At 51.3% G+C, this 18,267-nt stretch carries 18 protein-coding genes; 6 read left to right on the forward strand and 12 right to left on the reverse strand.

What is annotated here, in order from left to right:
• Positions 1-44 precede the first annotated feature (44 nt).
• Positions 45-644 carry a 5'-deoxynucleotidase gene (gene yfbR, locus A6301_RS14755; protein WP_107170539.1) on the forward strand — a complete coding sequence of 200 codons (600 nt, stop codon included), beginning with the start codon at positions 45-47 and terminating at the stop codon, positions 642-644.
• A gap of 28 nt (positions 645-672) precedes the next feature.
• Here the strand turns inward: yfbR and A6301_RS14760 are convergent, their stop codons facing one another.
• From A6301_RS14760 to yfbV, 4 genes are all read right to left on the reverse strand, one after another.
• Positions 673-2,505 (reverse strand): SLC13 family permease, encoded by a 1,833-nt coding sequence (locus A6301_RS14760; RefSeq protein WP_205543012.1) that lies wholly within the window; start codon positions 2,503-2,505, stop codon positions 673-675.
• A gap of 178 nt (positions 2,506-2,683) precedes the next feature.
• On the reverse strand, positions 2,684-3,340 hold the full coding sequence (locus A6301_RS14765; RefSeq protein ID WP_234258123.1) for a sugar phosphatase: 657 nt from the start codon (positions 3,338-3,340) through the stop codon (positions 2,684-2,686).
• Between the two features lie 21 nt (positions 3,341-3,361).
• Positions 3,362-3,856, reverse strand: a complete 495-nt coding sequence (locus A6301_RS14770) for a YfbU family protein (protein ID WP_005969861.1) — start codon at positions 3,854-3,856, stop codon at positions 3,362-3,364.
• Positions 3,857-4,021: 165 nt separating this feature from the next.
• Positions 4,022-4,480: a terminus macrodomain insulation protein YfbV gene (gene yfbV / locus A6301_RS14775; RefSeq protein WP_107170542.1), complete on the reverse strand. Its 459-nt coding sequence runs from the start codon at positions 4,478-4,480 to the stop codon at positions 4,022-4,024.
• A gap of 463 nt (positions 4,481-4,943) precedes the next feature.
• On the opposite strand from yfbV, the gene ackA reads away from it, so the two are divergent.
• Together ackA and pta are read left to right on the forward strand one after the other, a co-directional pair.
• Entirely contained in the window at positions 4,944-6,146 is a 1,203-nt protein-coding gene (gene ackA, locus A6301_RS14780; RefSeq protein WP_107170543.1) for an acetate kinase, read from the forward strand.
• Positions 6,147-6,225: 79 nt separating this feature from the next.
• Positions 6,226-8,364, forward strand: a complete 2,139-nt coding sequence (gene pta, locus A6301_RS14785; protein WP_107170544.1) for a phosphate acetyltransferase — start codon at positions 6,226-6,228, stop codon at positions 8,362-8,364.
• Positions 8,365-8,469: 105 nt separating this feature from the next.
• Here the strand turns inward: pta and yfcD are convergent, their stop codons facing one another.
• Both yfcD and yfcE read right to left on the reverse strand, forming a co-directional pair.
• Positions 8,470-9,135, reverse strand: coding sequence for an NUDIX hydrolase YfcD (yfcD, locus tag A6301_RS14790; protein WP_234258124.1), 666 nt, complete (start codon positions 9,133-9,135; stop codon positions 8,470-8,472).
• A gap of 123 nt (positions 9,136-9,258) precedes the next feature.
• Positions 9,259-9,810 (reverse strand): phosphodiesterase, encoded by a 552-nt coding sequence (gene yfcE, locus A6301_RS14795; RefSeq protein WP_107170546.1) that lies wholly within the window; start codon positions 9,808-9,810, stop codon positions 9,259-9,261.
• Positions 9,811-10,073: 263 nt separating this feature from the next.
• On the opposite strand from yfcE, the gene yfcG reads away from it, so the two are divergent.
• The 3 genes from yfcG to A6301_RS14810 all read left to right on the forward strand — a co-directional run bounded on the left by yfcG (position 10,074) and on the right by A6301_RS14810 (position 12,392).
• Positions 10,074-10,700 carry a GSH-dependent disulfide bond oxidoreductase gene (gene yfcG / locus A6301_RS14800; protein ID WP_234258125.1) on the forward strand — a complete coding sequence of 209 codons (627 nt, stop codon included), beginning with the start codon at positions 10,074-10,076 and terminating at the stop codon, positions 10,698-10,700.
• 122 nt (positions 10,701-10,822) lie between these two features.
• Complete coding sequence (gene folX, locus A6301_RS14805) at positions 10,823-11,194, forward strand: dihydroneopterin triphosphate 2'-epimerase (RefSeq protein ID WP_107170548.1); 372 nt, start codon at positions 10,823-10,825, stop codon at positions 11,192-11,194.
• 292 nt (positions 11,195-11,486) lie between these two features.
• A complete protein-coding gene (locus A6301_RS14810; protein ID WP_234258126.1) occupies positions 11,487-12,392 on the forward strand; it encodes a TIGR01777 family oxidoreductase in 906 nt (301 codons plus the stop codon).
• A gap of 49 nt (positions 12,393-12,441) precedes the next feature.
• On the opposite strand, the gene hisP is transcribed toward A6301_RS14810, so the two are convergent.
• From hisP to purF, 6 genes are all read right to left on the reverse strand, one after another.
• Positions 12,442-13,215 carry a histidine ABC transporter ATP-binding protein HisP gene (hisP, locus tag A6301_RS14815; RefSeq protein ID WP_234258127.1) on the reverse strand — a complete coding sequence of 258 codons (774 nt, stop codon included), beginning with the start codon at positions 13,213-13,215 and terminating at the stop codon, positions 12,442-12,444.
• Positions 13,216-13,229: 14 nt separating this feature from the next.
• The gene (locus A6301_RS14820) at positions 13,230-13,946 is read right to left on the reverse strand and encodes an ABC transporter permease (protein WP_107169724.1); all 717 of its coding nucleotides are present in this window, start codon (positions 13,944-13,946) and stop codon (positions 13,230-13,232) included.
• Positions 13,939-14,628 (reverse strand): histidine ABC transporter permease HisQ, encoded by a 690-nt coding sequence (locus tag A6301_RS14825; protein WP_107169723.1) that lies wholly within the window; start codon positions 14,626-14,628, stop codon positions 13,939-13,941. The genes A6301_RS14820 and A6301_RS14825 overlap by 8 nt, the downstream gene beginning before the upstream one ends.
• Positions 14,629-14,755: 127 nt before the next feature.
• Positions 14,756-15,535 (reverse strand): lysine/arginine/ornithine ABC transporter substrate-binding protein, encoded by a 780-nt coding sequence (locus tag A6301_RS14830; RefSeq protein ID WP_005969885.1) that lies wholly within the window; start codon positions 15,533-15,535, stop codon positions 14,756-14,758.
• A 413-nt stretch (positions 15,536-15,948) separates the two neighbouring features.
• Positions 15,949-16,521 (reverse strand): UbiX family flavin prenyltransferase, encoded by a 573-nt coding sequence (locus A6301_RS14835; RefSeq protein WP_010285043.1) that lies wholly within the window; start codon positions 16,519-16,521, stop codon positions 15,949-15,951.
• A 221-nt stretch (positions 16,522-16,742) separates the two neighbouring features.
• Positions 16,743-18,260, reverse strand: a complete 1,518-nt coding sequence (gene purF, locus A6301_RS14840; RefSeq protein ID WP_039298357.1) for an amidophosphoribosyltransferase — start codon at positions 18,258-18,260, stop codon at positions 16,743-16,745.
• Positions 18,261-18,267 lie beyond the last annotated feature (7 nt).

Here is an 18,267-nt window from a genome sequence, read left to right on the forward strand (position 1 = left end):
CCACGATATTGCTATTCCACCGTGCTGTTGTCTGAGAGATCTCAATGAATCAGAGCCACTTTTTCGCCCACTTATCCCGTCTAAAACTCATCAGCCGTTGGCCACTAATGCGCAACGTGCGTACGGAAAACGTCTCCGAACACAGCCTTCAAGTCGCCTTTGTCGCTCACGCGCTGGCGGTTATCAAAAACCGCAAATTCGGGGGCAACCTGAACGTAGAGCGCATTGCGCTACTGGCGATGTATCATGATGCCAGCGAGGTGCTGACAGGCGACATGCCGACGCCGATCAAGTACTACAATGCGCAGATCGCGCATGAGTATAAGAAGATAGAGAAAATTGCCCAGCAGAAGCTGATCGAAATGCTGCCAGAAGAGTTACAGCAGGATTATCGGATGCTGCTGGATGACAACTATACCAGTGAGGAAGAGCGCGCCATCGTTAAACAGGCAGACGCGCTCTGCGCCTACCTGAAATGCCTGGAAGAATTATCCGCGGGTAACGCGGAATTCACGCTTGCTAAGGCACGGCTGGAAAAAACATTGCAACTGCGCCACAGCCCGGAAATGGACTATTTCATGACGGTGTTCGTTCCCAGCTTCAGCCTGTCGCTCGACGAAATCAGTCAAGACTCTCCGTTATAACACGCGTCTGCTATAGCGGCTGGAACACTTAGAACGGATACAGCCACGGCACCATCACCACGCTGACAAGCATCACCAGTACGGTAAAGGGGACGCCAATACGTACAAAGTCCCCAAATTTATAACCGCCCGGCCCCAGTACCAATGTATTAACCGGTGATGATACGGGCGTCATAAATGCGGCAGATGCCGCAACGGCGATGATCATCGCAAAGGGATAAGGTGACACGCCCATTTGCTTCGCTGCGGCGATCGCAATGGGTGCCATCAACACCGCCGTCGCCGTGTTGGAAATAAACAGGCCAATCACGGCACATAGCACGAATAAACACACCAGCATCACATGTGGCCCGGCATTCCCGGCAACATCCATCAGCCCCTTAACAATCAGCGCAACACCGCCAGTTTGCTGCAACGCCAATGCAAACGGCATCATCCCGACGATGAGAATAATACTCGGCCAGTGGATAGCTCGATAGGCACCTTCCATGTCGATGCAGCGGAATTTGCCCATCAGTAAACAGGCGATCAGCGCAGCAACCGCATTCGGTATTTCATCCGTCAGCATCATCGCTACCATCAGCGCCAGACAAAACAACGCGTGCGGAGCCTGACTCACCGCAGGGGCGACATCATCCACTTCGGCAGGAAGATTGAGCAAAAGAAAGTCATTTTTCTGCGTGTGCAACTGCCGGATCATACGCCAGTCCCCCATCACCAGCAGAATATCACCGAGCTGGAGCGGCTCATCAGCGAGGATACCCTCCATTGCTTCGCCCGCCCGGCGAATCCCTACGACGCTCAGGCCATAGCGGCTACGGAATCCAACGTCGTAGAGCGTTTTTCCCAGCAGCTCGGAATCGGGTATCAAAGACACTTCCGCCATCCCCACATCACGCGCCTGCTCAGAGAAATACTCACCGCGTAGTACCATCGGTTCAAGCCGCTGCGAGGTGCAAAATTCGCGCAAATCCACCTCAGACGCCGACATATCGATCAGCAGCACATCATTCAGGCGAAGTTCGGTATTGCCAGCTACGCTGATCATCACGCGGCGGAATTTACGCCAGCGCTCAATCCCGACCACATTCGCCCCAAAGCGTTGGCGCAGACGTAAATCGTCCAGACGATGGCCGATAAAAGGCGATCCTGGGCGAATTGCCAATCGGCGTGCCCTGCCCGTCAATCGGTAATCACGAATCAGATCGCGAAACGTTCTTCTCTTCCACATCTCTTTTGCTGTTGCTGTCTCAGCGTCACCAAGCCAGTAACGTGCCACCATCATATAGGCCACGCCTAGCAACAGGACAACCATCCCTATCGGTGTCACGCTGAAGAACCCAAAGCCCGCGACACCGTCGCGCATCAGCTCGCTGCTCACTACCATATTCGGCGGCGTCGCCACCAGCGTCATCATGCCGCTAATCAACCCAGCGAAACTCAGCGGCATCATCAGCCTTCCAGGGGAAATTTTCATCCGCGCAGAAACACTCAGTACCACGGGAATAAAAATTGCGACAACGCCGGTGGAACTCATGAAAGCCCCTAGCAGCGCAACGGTGACCATCAGTAAGATCAGCATCTTCATTTCGCTGCTACCCGCAACGCGAACCAGCCAGTCCCCGACCTGATAAGCGACACCAGTACGAACTAACCCTTCACCAATCACAAACAGGGCAGCAATCAGGATCACATTAGGATCGCTGAACCCCACCAGCGCTTCAGATAGCGTCAGCGTACCGCTCAGTACAAACGCGATAATGACCAACAGCGCTACGACGTCCATGCGTAATTTATTGGTGGTAAACAACACAATGGCGATCAGCAACAGGGATAAAACCCAGAGAAGTTCGCTATTCAAAACGGTTCCCCTGACGGAAAATACAGAGTGAAAGGTGTAGATTCAGCATGCCATAGATAAGGAAGCTAGCACCCATGCAGCTTGAAGTATGACGGATATAGTCTGCCATAAAAAAAACCTCGCGGATGCGAGGTTTGATCATATTTAGTCACAGTTTTGTCATTATATTACAGACGAGCTATTGGCGCAGAAGTACCTTAACGCCACTTTGTGATTTCTCTATCTCTATCTGCTCCAACGAATCAAGCACCAGATCGACCTGATCCAGCTTCGGCGTATCCGCTGGTGCTTTCACTGCAATAACCTTACAGCCCGCCGCCAGACCCGATAACACCCCTGCGGGCGCATCTTCAACAACGACACATTCTTCCGGTTTCAACCCTAACTGCTGTGCACCAAGTAAATAAGCATCAGGATTAGGTTTACCTTTAGCAACCTGCTCCGCCGTAATAAAAGCGCGAGGAGCAGGGAGTTCTCCACGATGATGACGCGCGCTGGCAATCGGTACGGTGCCGGATGTCACAATTGCCCAAGGAATATCCAAAGCATCCAACCGTTCCAACAGCGCCTTCGCCCCTGGCATTGCAACAATACCTTGTGTGTCAGAAGCTTCCGTTTTCTCCAGCGCATCGAACTCCTGTTGAATCGTTTCTTCGCTCTGCCCCTGAAGAAAGTGGCGCAAGGACGTGATTGCCTGCTTGCCGTGAATAAAATCCAGCACTTCCTGTGGTTCAATATCGTGATCTTTTGCCCAGTTAACCCATGCACGTTCTACAGCAGGCAGTGAATCAACCAGCGTACCATCGAGGTCGAACAGAAAACCTTTACACTCCACAGAAAGCCCCTTTTTCATTAATCAGGCGTTGATGATCTGTGCGATCTCAACCGCACTCAAGTGATACTGACGCGGGCAGGATTGCCAAACAGCCAGCATTCTGTTGTATTTTTCCCACATTTTTGTCTGCGCGTTAAAACCATGCGTACCCGCATCAAAGTGAGGGTAACGACCTTCAACATGTACCATAAAGCGTACAAAGCCCAGATAACGCGCTTCCGTTGCCGCATCAAAACCCAGGAAGGTCAGACGTCGCTCATCCAAATCCTGCTTATCTTTCAGATTGGTCCATGACACCTGCAAAGCATGATGCATTTCCATGACGTTAATAATGGTACGGCAAACTTCTTCCGTCAGCTCACCAAACTCACGGTCTAATTCCCGCATCTGCAAACCGTAACCACGCTCGATGATCGTTTGTAGCCGACGATAGCGCTCAGCGTTATCTGGATCGAGCATCGTCATCATTTTGTATTGGTTTGAAAGGATCAATCTCTGGGCATTCGTCATTTCCATGTTGCTCTCCTGAACCCTCTTTGGTGTAAGCCAATGTCGCTAAATAGGTATTACCCGCAGAATCGCATACTGAATCGTGTCACGATAGCGGTAGCCACCGCTTCTTTGATTTGAAACAGGGGAAAGAACAAAATAGCCATCAACCCGCACACAGCCTGACGCCGATCACAAATCATCAAGGAAGGTTTTATCAAGCTGCTTAAATGCACGCTTCAGCACATCCGCCAACGCTTGGTAAGTTGGCGCTTCCTCCTCCAGCGGAGCGAGTGCCTGTCCTGATTCCGCAAGTTTATGGCGAATCTCATGGAACCACTGTGCCAGCGTTGGTGGTAAAGGCGTAACAGAACGGCGGCCAAGCCACCACAGGCCCTGTAACGGCAGGCTACAGGCAAAAAGCGCGGTGGCGATGGCCGGGCCGAGCTGGCCACCAAGCGCAATCTGCCACGTTAAGGTAAACACCGCCAGTGGCGGCATGATGCGAATGCCGAACCGCGTCGCTCGCGCCACGCGGTTTTCGGGGAATAGGGGTGCCAACTGCTTTTCTGCTGGCCATGTCTTCATGTAATGCTGCCCACGTTGGAGTAACTGTAGCCAACTAATTCTACTGTCTGGTTTCGTCGCCATAGCCACACCTCAACTTTACAGATAAAAAATAAAACTTTTGCACAAATCAACAACTCAAGTTGATAAGGTTAAAATATATTTTGTGTTTACCCTACGCTATCGGTATCCTAGATCGGCCTTTTGGCCGCTGTATACCTAAAGTAGTATGACTACACGCAGGGAGTATAATTCCCTTTGCGACATAAGCGCAGCCAACGGCCATAACGCGGTTATCATCGCTTTAAAAGCTGCGGTTTACATCAGGTCGATGCCACGTTGTTATAAAGATTAGTTATAGAGATTAGTTGTAGCGATTATGGTGTACCGATTATCCGGTATACATCATAGTATCGACCCTTATTCATCATCGTGTCTGGTGTATCACACCAAGGCATGATGTTAATCATAAATGCCAGCGGCGGCATGCGATACGCTATGCCCTGTATGACATTTTTTTAACCATGTATAACAAGTAGGTACTTCCATGTCGAGTAAGTTAGTACTGGTTCTTAACTGCGGTAGTTCATCCCTGAAATTCGCCATCATCGATGCGATTAACGGAGAAGAGTACCTGTCTGGTTTAGCCGAATGTTTCAACCTGCCTGAAGCCCGCATCAAATGGAAAATGGACGGCGGTAAACACGACGCCGAACTGGGTGCCGGTGCAGCTCACAGCGAAGCGCTGAACTTCATCGTCAATACCATTCTGTCTCAGAAGCCAGAGCTGTCTGCTCAGTTGGTTGCTATCGGTCACCGTATCGTTCACGGCGGTGAGAAGTTCACCCAATCCGCGATCATTACTGATGATGTTCTTCAGGGTATCAAAGATTCCGTACCTTTTGCACCTCTGCACAACCCAGCGCATCTGATCGGTATCGATGAAGCACTGAAATCTTTCCCACACCTGGCTGATAAAAACGTTGCTGTTTTCGACACCGCGTTCCACCAGACCATGCCGGAAGAATCCTACCTTTATGCACTGCCGTACAAATTGTATAAAGAAAACCACATCCGTCGCTACGGCTTCCACGGAACCAGCCACTACTTTGTTTCTCGTGAAGCCGCTAAAGTGCTGAACAAACCAGTAGAAGAGCTGAACGTCATCACTTGCCATCTGGGCAACGGTGGTTCCGTTACTGCAATCCGTAACGGCGAATGCGTCGACACCTCTATGGGTCTGACTCCGCTGGAAGGTCTGGTGATGGGTACACGCTGTGGCGATATCGACCCAGCTGTCATTTTCCACCTGCACGACGCACTGGGCATGGACATCGAGCGCATCAACACGCTGATGACCAAAGAATCTGGTCTGTTGGGTCTGACTGAAGTGACCAGCGACTGCCGCTACGTTGAAGATAACTACGAGACGAAAGCAGACGCAAAACGTGCAATGGACGTTTACTGCCACCGCTTGGCTAAATACATCGGTTCTTACGCTGCACTGATGGAAGGTCGTCTGGATGCCGTCATCTTCACAGGTGGTATCGGTGAAAACGCAGCAATGGTTCGCGAACTGTCGCTGAAAAAACTGGGTCTGCTGGGCTTTGACGTCGATCACGAACGCAACCTGGCGGCACGCTTTGGTAAAGGTGGCAACATCGCTAAAGATGGCACCCGTCCGGCGCTGGTTATCCCGACCAATGAAGAATTGGTCATCGCCGAAGACGCTTACCGTCTGACCGCGTAAAACACGTAACTCCCAACACCGTCAGCCAAGGCTGACGGTGTTGTTTTTGACTAACGAGCAACCGTAAAGAGGTTCGGCCGTGTCCCGTATAATCATGTTGATCCCAACTGGCACCAGCGTCGGTCTGACAAGCGTCAGCCTGGGTGTCATTCGCTCCATGGAACAGAAAGGCGTCCGCCTGAGCGTGTTCAAACCTATCGCTCAGCCGCGCAGTGGCGACAATACGCCAGATCAGACGACCACTATTATCCGTGCTAATTCTGCTATCAATGCCGCAGAACCACTGGCGATGAGCCGTGTTGAAGCCCTGCTGAGCTCCAACCAGCAAGACGTGCTGATGGAAGAAATCATCGCGCGCTACCACGAAACGACCAAAGATGCTGAAGTCGTTCTGGTTGAAGGTCTGGTTCCTACCCGTAAGCACCAGTTTGCTAACGCGTTGAACTATGAAATCGCCAAAACGCTGAACGCAGAGATCGTCTTTGTACTGGCACTGGGCAATGATTCTCCGGCCCAGTTGAAAGACCGCATCGAACTGGCACGTTCTAGCTTCGGCGGCAGCAAAAACAAAAATATCACTGGCGTGATCATCAACAAACTGAATGCACCGGTAGATGACCAAGGCCGTACACGTCCTGACCTGTCTGAAATCTTTGATGACTCCACGAAAGCCAGCGTTGCCAACATCGACCCTAAGCAGCTGTTCGCTAACAGCCCGCTGCCGGTTCTGGGCTGCATCCCGTGGAGTTTTGACCTGATTGCCACGCGTGCCATTGATATGGCGAAGCACCTGAATGCCCGTATCATCAATGAAGGTGACATTCAGACGCGTCGCGTTAAATCTGTGACTTTCTGCGCACGCAGCATTCCTCACATGCTGGAGCATTTCCGTCCGGGTTCACTGCTGGTGACCTCCGCTGACCGCCCTGATGTTCTGGTTGCCGCCTGTCTGGCTGCTATGAATGGCGTAGAAATCGGTGCCCTGCTGCTAACTGGCGGCTACGAAATGGACCCAAGCATTGCCAAGCTGTGCGAGCGCGCCTTCCAAACTGGCCTGCCGGTATTCATGGTCGATACCAACACCTGGCAAACCTCACTCAGCCTGCAAAGCTTCAACCTTGAAGTACCGGCTGATGACCGCCAGCGCGTCGAGAAAGTGCAGGAATATGTCGCACGCCACATCGACACTCAGTGGATCGATTCTCTGAGCGCTGAATCTGAGCGTTCACGCCGTCTGTCTCCACCGGCGTTCCGCTATCAGCTTACTGAACTGGCGCGCAAAGCTGGCAAACGTATCGTTCTGCCAGAAGGCGATGAGCCACGTACCGTTAAAGCCGCTGCAATTTGTGCCGAGCGTGGCATTGCACACTGTGTGCTGATCGGTAACCCGGAAGAGATTCAACGCGTTGCCGCCGCTCAGGGCGTAGAACTGGGCAAAGGCATCGAAATTGTTGATCCGATTGTCGTGCGTGAGCGCTATGTTGCGCGCCTGGTTGAGCTGCGTAAGAGCAAGGGCATGACCGAAGTGGTTGCACGCGAACAGCTCGAAGATAACGTCGTTCTAGGTACGTTGATGCTGGAACAAGGCGAAGTTGATGGTCTGGTTTCCGGTGCCGTTCATACCACCGCTAACACCATCCGTCCGCCATTACAGTTGATCAAAACTGCACCGGGCAGCTCGCTGGTATCGTCCGTGTTCTTCATGCTGCTGCCTGAGCAGGTTCTGGTTTACGGCGACTGCGCCATCAACCCAGATCCGACCGCAGAGCAATTGGCTGAAATCGCTATCCAATCAGCTGACTCTGCAACGGCATTCGGTATCGATCCACGTGTTGCAATGATCTCCTACTCTACCGGTAACTCCGGCGCGGGTAGCGATGTTGAGAAAGTGCGTGAAGCGACCCGTCTGGCGCAAGAAAAACGTCCTGACCTGGTCATCGATGGTCCGTTGCAATATGACGCCGCTATCATGGCAGACGTTGCACAGTCTAAAGCACCAAACTCACCTGTTGCGGGTAAAGCTACCGTGTTCATCTTCCCTGACCTGAACACCGGTAACACTACGTACAAAGCGGTACAGCGTTCTGCCGACCTGATCTCCATCGGGCCAATGCTGCAAGGCATGCGCAAACCGGTTAACGACCTGTCTCGTGGCGCACTGGTAGACGACATCGTTTACACCGTCGCTCTGACCGCCATTCAGGCTACACAGCTCTAATCATCTTCATGATGACGTAAATGCCAGCCTTCGGGCTGGCATTTTTATTTGGAAGAGCAGGAATAAGACGCCGCAGAGAGAAGATCGCGGCGAGGCTGGCGCAGATTATTTCTGCGAATCAGTTTCCGATGGTTCAGCGTTGCTGCCGTTTTCATCATGAAGATTTTCGTCATTAATAATTTCATCATTAATAACAGGTGCAGTAGCCGCTTCTACCACGTCGTTCAGCTTACGTGAAATCGGCTTGCCATATTCTCGATCGCTATAGCGCGTCAACCACAGCGACAGCGCTTTCAGTGAATCCGGCGTAAATTCATCGCAGCGTGCGGTGATCTCTTGCGGCGTCAGCCAACTGACTTCATCAACTTCTTCTTCCTGTAACGCAAACGGCCCATGGGTAACGCAGCTAAACAACGCCCCCCACACTCGGCAATTTTCACCTTCGTAATAGAACAAACCGTGTTCTGCGAATGGTACGCCAGCGATGCCCAGCTCCTCTTCAGCTTCACGACGTGCGGATTCCAACATCTGTTCGCCGCTTTGGACCACACCGCCTGCTGTCGCGTCCAGCCAGCCGGGATAGAAATCTTTGATTTTCGTCCGGCGCTGCACCAGAATTTTACCCATGCCATCATGCACAACAATGTAAGTGGCGCGATGGCGAAGACTCTGTGCACGCATCTGCTGACGACTTGACTGAGCAATTACCTCGTTGTTTTCATTGACGATATCAACCCACTCTGTGCCTGCAGCCTGACTTTGTTCCGCCATCCTCTGAAACCCTTTAGTATTGGCACGTTGCTACGCGCGTCTGTTTTAAATGATCGATCTTTACAATGAATATTCCCTGCTACCTTGCCATTGTTCAAGGCCAAAAACAGGGTATACGATAAATTAGTGCCTAATCGCAACCTGCGCAATAGGCTCGCCACCGTGTAACGGCAGAACCCGCAGCTCGCCTTGCTCAAGTAAACCATAGCTCGCAGGGAATCCCCCTTTCGGCAAGCTTACTGAGCCGGGGTTAAAAAAATAGTACTCCCCACGTTGCTCAGCAACCGGAATATGGGTATGACCATATACCAGCACATCTCCCGTGTGCAGCGGCGGTAGATTCTCGGGATGATAAAGATGACCGTGCGTCAGGAAAAGGCGATTCTGTTGCAATAGCACATGTTGCCACGGTGCCGTTATCGGAAAGGTCAACAGCATCTGGTCAACTTCGCTGTCGCAATTCCCGCGTACGGCAATAATGCGTGATGCATAAGCGTTCAACCGGGCAGCCACATCCGCGGGCTGATACTTTTCTGGCAGCGGGTTGCGTGGGCCATGATTAAGAAAATCGCCCAGTAAAATAAGCCAGTCGGCATGACTTTGCTCAAAGATCGCCAGCACACGCTCTACTGCACTAAGAGAACCGTGTATGTCGGACGCAAACATCAACTTCATCGCTTATCTCCACCGCGTTTATACCACAATGTTATATCCACAATACGCTCACCCAACGATAGGACGTAGTTTACCAAAGTTGGCAGTGCGCTTCCGGTAAAGATCGTGCAACAGCGTGCACCATCGCTTATTTTTCGCTCGTAGAAGTGGTAGGGTAAGAACCCGTTCCCAATACGCTATTCTGACAGCGCATCGCTCTCTGAAGCGATCAACTGCCGTACAGTTCCATGATGTTTTTCTGAATTAAAACGGAGACATGATTCATGATTGACCTGTATTACGCACCAACCCCCAATGGGCATAAGATCACCCTGTTTCTGGAAGAAGCTAATCTCCCTTACCAACTCCACCGCGTGAATATCAGCAAAGGTGAACAGTTCAAGCCAGAGTTTTTGGCCATCTCGCCTAATAACAAAATTCCCGCGATTGTCGACACGCAACCTGCGGAGGGCGATACGCCAATCAGCCTGTTTGAATCAGGGGCGATCCTACTCTATCTGGCAGAAAAATACGGCGTGTTGCTGAATTCATCATTACGTGAACGCACAGCCACGCTACAGTGGCTGTTCTGGCAAGTCGCGGGTTTCGGCCCTATGCTGGGGCAGAATCATCATTTTAACCACTACGCGCCTCAGCCAGTGCCTTACGCCATTGAGCGCTATCAGCAAGAGACACAGCGCCTGTATCGCGTGCTGGATAAGCACCTACAGGACAGCCCGTGGCTAGCAGGAGAACATTACAGTATTGCCGATATTGCGACCTATCCGTGGGTAGTTTCTTACACCCGCCAGCGCGTCGACCTTGATGATTATCCAGCGGTGAAGGCGTGGTATACGCGCATCAACGAACGCCCGGCAACGCAACGAGCGTATCAGCGAGCAGAGCAATAAAATTCTGGAACATCTCATTCGGCCTTTGGATATCTTCTGCTATGGTAATCAACATATTATTGTTAACGATACCCTGACGCTGTGATTTATTCGCGGTAACAGAAGCAACCGAGGGCCGAGCAATGCCATATCACCATTCTGACGCTATTATTCGTATAAAAAATCTGCGACTACGCACCTTCATTGGTATTAAAGATGAGGAAATCACGAATAAGCAGGATGTGATCATCAACGTTGTGATTCACTACCCAGCAGAGCAGGCACGTAACAGCGAGAATATCGTCGATGCATTGAACTACCGTACCATCACCAAAAATATTATTCGCCACGTAGAAGATAACCGCTTCGCTTTGCTGGAAAAATTAACGCAGGATGTGCTCAACATCGCCAGCGATCACGACTGGATAACCTATGCTGAAGTAGAAATAGATAAACCGTTTGCCCTGCGATACGCCGACTCGGTTTCCATGACCCTGCGTTATCACAAGGCATGAAGTTCATATACTCTAAATAATTCGAGTTTCAGGCAGGCGGCAAGGGAAGGACAAATTCGTCGGGAACGAATTTGACCAGCCAACGGCTGGCCTTCGGTGAGAGACAGGATGTCTCTCATTTCATCCCGATGAGCTTACTCAAGTAAGTGATTCGGGTGACTGACAAACCTGCCAGAGGCAGGTTTGAACGCTGCTTGCAGCGGCCCCAACGGGGCGAGGTACACGCCAGTGTGCCGAGTAATGAAGCCAACGCACATGCAACTTGAAGTATGACGAGTATAAAGGGGGAGCGATGCAACTACTCATTACAGGCGGAACCGGCCTTATTGGTCGCCATCTTATCCAACGATTACAGCTGCTTTCCCACCATATCACGGTACTGACACGCGATCCTGAGCGCGCCCGAGGTGTTCTCGGCAACCAGGTCGAATACTTGTCAACATTGAGCCATATCACCTCACTGAACGACTTTGATGGCGTTATCAATCTGGCGGGCGAACCGATTGCCGATAAACGATGGACGCCGCAACAAAAGCAGCGTCTGGCACAGAGTCGCTGGAGTATCACCGAACAGCTTGCCACACTGATTAAGGCCAGCAGTGAACCCCCCGCTGTTTTTATCTCAGGATCTGCCGTCGGATACTATGGCGATCAGGGCGAAGCGCTGGTCACGGAAGAGGAATCCCCGGTTGATGAATTCACACATCACCTATGCGCCCGCTGGGAAGCGCTGGCGCAGTCTGCGGAAAGCGATAACACGCGCGTCTGCCTGCTGCGTACTGGTATTGTTCTTTCGCCACAGGGTGGCGCGCTAGCAAAAATGCTGCCGATTTTCCGTTTTGGGCTCGGCGGACCGATGGGCTCCGGCAGACAATACATGCCGTGGATTCATATTGATGACATGGTTAACGGCATTATCTACCTGCTGGACCAGCCGATATTGCGCGGCCCCTTCAATATGGTTGCGCCCTATCCAGTTCATAATGAACAATTTTCCGCCATGCTGGCACACGTATTGGATCGCCCCGGTTTTCTGCGAGCCCCCGCTTTTGCGATCAAACTGTTGATGGGCGAAGCTTCAACGCTGGTTCTGGGCGGGCAGCGTGCCATCCCACAGAGATTAGAAGCTGCGGGATTTGGTTTCCGTTTCTTTGAGCTGGAAGAAGCCCTACAAGACGTGATCAAAAAACCAAGCTGATTCGGTGCTGAGAGAAACGTATAGGGCTGATAATCATCAGCCCCGAAATTTACTTCAACGCGCCGGAGAGAAACTGCTGCAACCGCGCACTTTTCGGGCTACCGAAAAGCTGCTCCGGTGGCCCTTCTTCTTCGATCACACCCTGATGCAGAAAGATAACGTGGCTGGAAACATGGCGGGCAAACTCCATCTCATGCGTCACCACCACCATCGTTTTCCCTTCCTCAGCCAACTGCTGCATGATGCGCAAGACCTCACCGACTAGTTCGGGGTCGAGCGCCGACGTCGGTTCATCAAATAGCAACACTTCAGGCTCCATCGCCAGCGCCCGCGCAATAGATACACGCTGCTGCTGACCACCGGAAAGATCCGACGGGTATTTCTGTTGGGCAGAATCCGTAATCCCAACTTTATTCAGGTAGAACACCGCACGCTCACGTGCTTCCGTTTTACTGAGCCCTAATACCTGGATCGGCGCTTCCATCACGTTCTCCAACGCAGTCATGAAGCTCCACAGGTTGAAGTGCTGAAACACCATCGTCAGACGCGTCCGCAGCATCTGAAGCTGCTTTTTATCAAAAACTTTCAACTGTCCGTCAGTGTCACGCACCATGCGGATTTCCTGATCGCTGACGTAAATCGCCCCTTCACAGGGCTTTTCCAGAAAATTAATGCAGCGCAGTAAGGTACTTTTTCCCGAACCAGACGACCCGATAATCGAAATAACGTCACCCGCTTTCGCCTGCAATGAGATCCCTTTGAGCACCTCATGCTGGCCATAACGTTTACGCAGTTCCGTCACCATCAATTTTTTATTCGACATGCTTTTTCCTGCGCTTAATGAGATGAACGGGTATAAAGATGACGTAACCAGCGCCGCTCTGCCCTTCTGAACAGCCCGATTAATACAAATGAGATCGCCAGATAGATCACCGCAGCAATGCCAAACGCATAAAACGGCTGGTAGGTGGCCGCATTAATATCGCGTGCGATCTTCAGAATGTCCGGCACCGTCACGGTAAAAGCCAGCGCCGTCGAATGCAGCATCAGAATCACTTCGTTGCTGTAGGCTGGCAATGCAATACGCAGCGCACCTGGCAAAATAATACAGCGGTACTGCTTAAAACGGGAAAAACCGTATGCTCTGGCGGCTTCAATTTCCCCATGCGGTACGGAGCGAATTGCCCCCGCGAAAATCTCCGTGGTATACGCACAGGTATTAAGCGCCAGCGCTAAAATGGCGCAGTTCAGTCCGCTGCGAAAAAAGGCGTTCAGCAGATCGGTGCCGCGCACGATTTCCAGACTATACACGCCGGAATAGAACACCAAGAGCTGCACGTAAAGCGGAGTGCCGCGGAACACATAGGTGAATAGCCAAACCGGGAAGCTGAATCGGCGTCGCGGTGACACGCGGGCAATCGCCAGCGGCAGCGCCATCAATCCGCCGATCGCCACGGAAGAAATCAGTAGCCAGAGCGTCATCGCCAGCCCAGTCAGGCGATAACCATCGCTCCACAGCAGCGGTTGCCAATATTGTTGCAGGATCTCACTCATAATTTACTTTCTTGACTCCCTGCGAATAGTGCCGCTCCAGCCACCACAACACACCGTTAGAAACGGTGGTAAAAATCAGGTACAGCGCCCCAGCAACCAGTGCGAAATAAAACGGTTCGTGCGCGCCCTTGCCGGCCAATTGTGTCGCCTTAATCACATCATTCAGGCCAAGTAATGAGACGAGCGCCGTTGCTTTCAGGATCACCTGCCAGTTATTACCGATCCCCGGTAGCGCAAAGCGCATCATGGAAGGGAACAGAATGCGACGGAACACTTTAAGAGGAGAGAAACCGAAAGCCACCGCAGCTTCGATCTGTCCACGCGGCACGGCAAGATAGGCACCACGAAAGGTTTCCGTGAAATATGCACCATAAATAAAGCCCAGCGTAATAACCCCGGCAGTCAACGGATCGATGTCAATCTGCTCCAGACCGATCGATTCCGTCACGCCGTTTAAGGCTATTTGCAGCCCATAGAAAATTAGCAGCATCAGCACCAAATCGGGGATACCGCGAATCAACGTGGTATAACAGGAAAATCCCCCAGCCAGCAGGCGGTTGGAGGACAGCTTCGCCGACGCGCCCATCAGGCCGATAGCCAGTGCCAGCAGTAGCGAACTCACTGCCAACTCCAGCGTCATGATGGCACCATCCAGAATTAGCGGGGCATAGCCATAGAGCATCAATGATATCCGTTGAAATAGCGGTTAATGGCACAGCGCGTCATCGTCAGGAAGACGACATGGGAGGAACGATCCCATGTCGTATTACCCTATGATTCCGCCACAGAGTGTGACTCGTTAGGAGAAGTTAGCCGCCGTAGACGTCAAAATCGAAGTATTTTTTCGCGAACGTATCGTAAGTGCCATCTTTACGCATCGCTTCAAAGGCTTTATCCAGCGCGGCTTTCAGCTCAGTATCCGCTTTACGCAGCCCCATACCGGTACCCACACCGAAGAACTTGTCATCTTTTACTGCTGGGCCAGCAAACGCATAGTCTTTGCCCATATCGAGCTTCAGAAAACCTTCGCTTGCCGCAACTTCATCCTGGAAAGCAGCATCGACGCGACCTGCGGCCAAATCCGCGTAAATCAGATCCTGATTTTGATAAGCAACAACCTCAACGCCTTTTGGCTGCCAGTTCGCATTGGCAAAAGCCTCTTGCGTTGACGCCTGCAATACGCCGACACGCTTGCCGCCCAGCGAAGCCAGCGTTGGCTCAATATTCGCCCCTTTCTTCGCAATCAGACGAGAGTTAGCCGCGTATAGCTTCTCGGTGAAGGCAATTTCCTGCTGACGTTTTTCGGTAATGGACAGAGAAGAGATGATGGCATCAATTTTTTTAGCTTTCAGAGAGGGAATTAACGCATCAAAGTCACTTTCCACAAACGTACAGTTAGCTTCAATACGCTTACACAACTCTTTCGCCAGATCGATATCAAACCCAACCAGTTCACCGCTGGCATTTTTGGATTCAAAGGGAGCATAGGTAGGATCGGTACCAATTTTAATATTCTTGGGAATCTCCGCCATCGCGCTACCCGCAGCCAGAATGAGTGCCAACGGCAAGACTTTGATCAGTTTCTTCATATTGCTACCCTTATCATGAGTGATTGATGTCATGTGTCGTCAATGTCGGAATTATTTAGAGTAAATCGCTTTAAAAATGAACGATGTGAGTGCTATTTGTTTTCTGCGCCGACTATTACCGTTTTTGTAGCAGTTTTCATGCCACAATGAACGTAGGGATGTCGTAAAAACTCCATGACCGAAACGTGCAGAAAATAAGGGTTAACCATTTGATTCTGCAATATTTTTAAAGGGAATTTTTTGGCGCGTAACAATAAGGATAGATAACATTGGCATGAATACAAAAACTCAAGCGCACCATTTCGGTGCCTTTGCGCACAAAATTAGTGCAATGTGATAAAAAGGCACAAAAAAAGGGCAGTGAAAGTTTACCGCCCCGAGAGAGAAAATAGCGTGTCTGGGTCTCTATCCTGCTACGACGCACCTTGCCAGCGGATAAAAAGATCTTTTGGCAGGTCGATGTCAAACTGGTCCAGAATACGATTCACCGTCTGATCGACAATATCCTGCACACTTTCTGGGCGATGATAAAATGCGGGAACTGGCGGCATGATTATCGCCCCCAGCTCAACGGCGGTGGTCATCAGCCGTAAATGCCCTAAATGTAACGGCGTTTCACGCACGCCCAACACTAAAGGACGGCGCTCCTTCAGCACCACGTCAGCTGCGCGGGTCAATAAGTTATCGCTGTAACTATGCACAATCCCGGAAAGGGTTTTTATCGAACAGGGTAAAATCACCATTCCCGCCGTTTTAAACGACCCCGAAGAAACACTGGCAGCGATATCACGCGTGTCATGCACCACATCGGCTAACGCCTGTACGTCACGCAGGCTAAAATCGGTTTCTAGCGCCAGCGTCTGGCGAGCCGCCTGACTCATGATCAGATGGGTTTCAATGCCTTCCAGCGTCTGTAACACTTGCAACAGTCGGATGCCGTAAATGACACCGCTGGCACCGGAAATCCCTACAATGAGTCGCTTCATTCTTACTGCCTCTAGCTAGCCGCGTCAGCAGAAACGCGGAAAAATCATCTGCGCAAACTTTGCCGCATTGATTGGCGATAAGCAAGGGCAAGCACCGAAACGATGCTTTTATAAACAACCAAAATTTTCTATACACAACCTGTTTTCTACATACGACAAGGGGGAAGACACTTTCGCGTCTTCCCCCTTCAATAAAACCAGCCTGAATGTACGACTAGCCGTTAACCTTCGTTGTGCAATTCCAGATCTTCGACTTCATTCTGGCTACGCAGCGCTTTAGCATCGTCGTTACGCAGCATTTCCAGATAATCCAGATAGCCTTGATCGACATCCTTCGTCACGTAAATCCCGTTGAACACCGAACATTCGAACTGAGCAATATCCGGATTGTCTTCACGCGCCGCATCGATCAGATCGTCAAGATCCTGGAATATCAACTCATCTGCGCCAATAATCTTACAGATCTCATCCACTTCGCGACCGTGAGCAATCAGTTCATTAACGCTTGGCATGTCGATGCCGTACACGTTAGGAAAGCGAATCTCCGGTGCCGCGGAGGCCAGATAAACACGCTTAGCTCCCGCTTCACGCGCCATCTCTACAATCTGCTCCGACGTTGTACCGCGCACGATGGAGTCATCGACCAACAGCACATTTTTGTCACGAAACTCGGCACGGTTGGCGTTCAGCTTACGACGCACCGATTTCTTACGCGCCTGTTGTCCCGGCATGATAAAGGTACGGCCAACATAGCGGTTCTTCACAAATCCCTGACGATACGGTTTGTTGATAATACGCGCAATTTCCAGCGCGATATCACAAGAGGTCTCAGGAATCGGGATTACAACATCGATATCGAGATCTTCCCACTGGCGTGCAATCTTTTCACCGAGCTTCTGACCCATGCGAACGCGTGCACTGTAGACCGAAATTTTATCGATGAAAGAGTCCGGGCGAGCGAAGTAGACATACTCGAACAGGCACGGGTTACTCTTTGGATTCTCTGCGCACTGGCGGGTAAACAGCTGCCCTTTTTCCGTAATGTAGATCGCTTCTCCCGGCGCAACATCGCGTAAAAACTCAAAGCCCAGCGTATCCAGCGCAACACTTTCTGACGCTACCATGTATTCACTGCGGCCATCTTCCAGATCGCGTTTACCGATGACCAGCGGACGAATACCATTAGGATCGCGGAACGCCACCATGCCATGACCGATAATCATGCCAACACAGGCATAGGCACCGCGAATTTGCTGGTGCGTTGCGGCAACAGCCGCAAAAATATTATCGGCTTCCAGCGGATAATGTTGGAAACGATCCAGCTCTCTGGCAAAAATATTCAGCAGAATTTCAGAGTCAGACGTGGTGTTAACGTGACGGCGCTCCTGCTCGAACAGCTTTTTACGCAGTTCGTGGGCGTTCGTCAGGTTACCGTTGTGAGCCAGCGTGATGCCGAACGGAGAGTTAACATAGAAAGGCTGTGCTTCCGAAGCGCTGGAACTACCCGCCGTCGGATAACGCACATGGCCAAGCCCCATGTTGCCCTGTAAGCGTTGCATGTGCCGCGCTTCAAACACATCTTTCACCAGGCCATTGGCCTTACGCAGGCGAAAACAATTAAAGGCATCGATGGTTACAATACCCGCAGCGTCCTGCCCACGGTGTTGCAACACCGTTAACGCGTCATAAATCGACTGGTTGACCGGTGTAAAACCGGCGATACCGACAATACCGCACATGGTGTCT

Source organism: Pectobacterium sp. IFB5596, assembly GCF_021432585.1.
Taxonomy (GTDB): Bacteria; Pseudomonadota; Gammaproteobacteria; order Enterobacterales; family Enterobacteriaceae; genus Pectobacterium; species Pectobacterium punjabense.

Coding starts and splice junctions, on each gene's coding strand:
- yfbR (WP_107170539.1), top strand. CDS start 45: ATGAATCAGAGCCACTTTTTCGCCCACTTATCCCGTCTAAAACTCATC.
- A6301_RS14770 (WP_005969861.1), bottom strand. CDS start 3,856: ATGGAAATGACGAATGCCCAGAGATTGATCCTTTCAAACCAATACAAA.
- yfbV (WP_107170542.1), bottom strand. CDS start 4,480: ATGGCGACGAAACCAGACAGTAGAATTAGTTGGCTACAGTTACTCCAA.
- ackA (WP_107170543.1), top strand. CDS start 4,944: ATGTCGAGTAAGTTAGTACTGGTTCTTAACTGCGGTAGTTCATCCCTG.
- yfcD (WP_234258124.1), bottom strand. CDS start 9,135: ATGGCGGAACAAAGTCAGGCTGCAGGCACAGAGTGGGTTGATATCGTC.
- yfcE (WP_107170546.1), bottom strand. CDS start 9,810: ATGAAGTTGATGTTTGCGTCCGACATACACGGTTCTCTTAGTGCAGTA.
- yfcG (WP_234258125.1), top strand. CDS start 10,074: ATGATTGACCTGTATTACGCACCAACCCCCAATGGGCATAAGATCACC.
- folX (WP_107170548.1), top strand. CDS start 10,823: ATGCCATATCACCATTCTGACGCTATTATTCGTATAAAAAATCTGCGA.
- A6301_RS14810 (WP_234258126.1), top strand. CDS start 11,487: ATGCAACTACTCATTACAGGCGGAACCGGCCTTATTGGTCGCCATCTT.
- hisP (WP_234258127.1), bottom strand. CDS start 13,215: ATGTCGAATAAAAAATTGATGGTGACGGAACTGCGTAAACGTTATGGC.
- A6301_RS14820 (WP_107169724.1), bottom strand. CDS start 13,946: ATGAGTGAGATCCTGCAACAATATTGGCAACCGCTGCTGTGGAGCGAT.
- A6301_RS14825 (WP_107169723.1), bottom strand. CDS start 14,628: ATGCTCTATGGCTATGCCCCGCTAATTCTGGATGGTGCCATCATGACG.
- A6301_RS14830 (WP_005969885.1), bottom strand. CDS start 15,535: ATGAAGAAACTGATCAAAGTCTTGCCGTTGGCACTCATTCTGGCTGCG.
- A6301_RS14835 (WP_010285043.1), bottom strand. CDS start 16,521: ATGAAGCGACTCATTGTAGGGATTTCCGGTGCCAGCGGTGTCATTTAC.
- purF (WP_039298357.1), bottom strand. CDS start 18,260: ATGTGCGGTATTGTCGGTATCGCCGGTTTTACACCGGTCAACCAGTCG.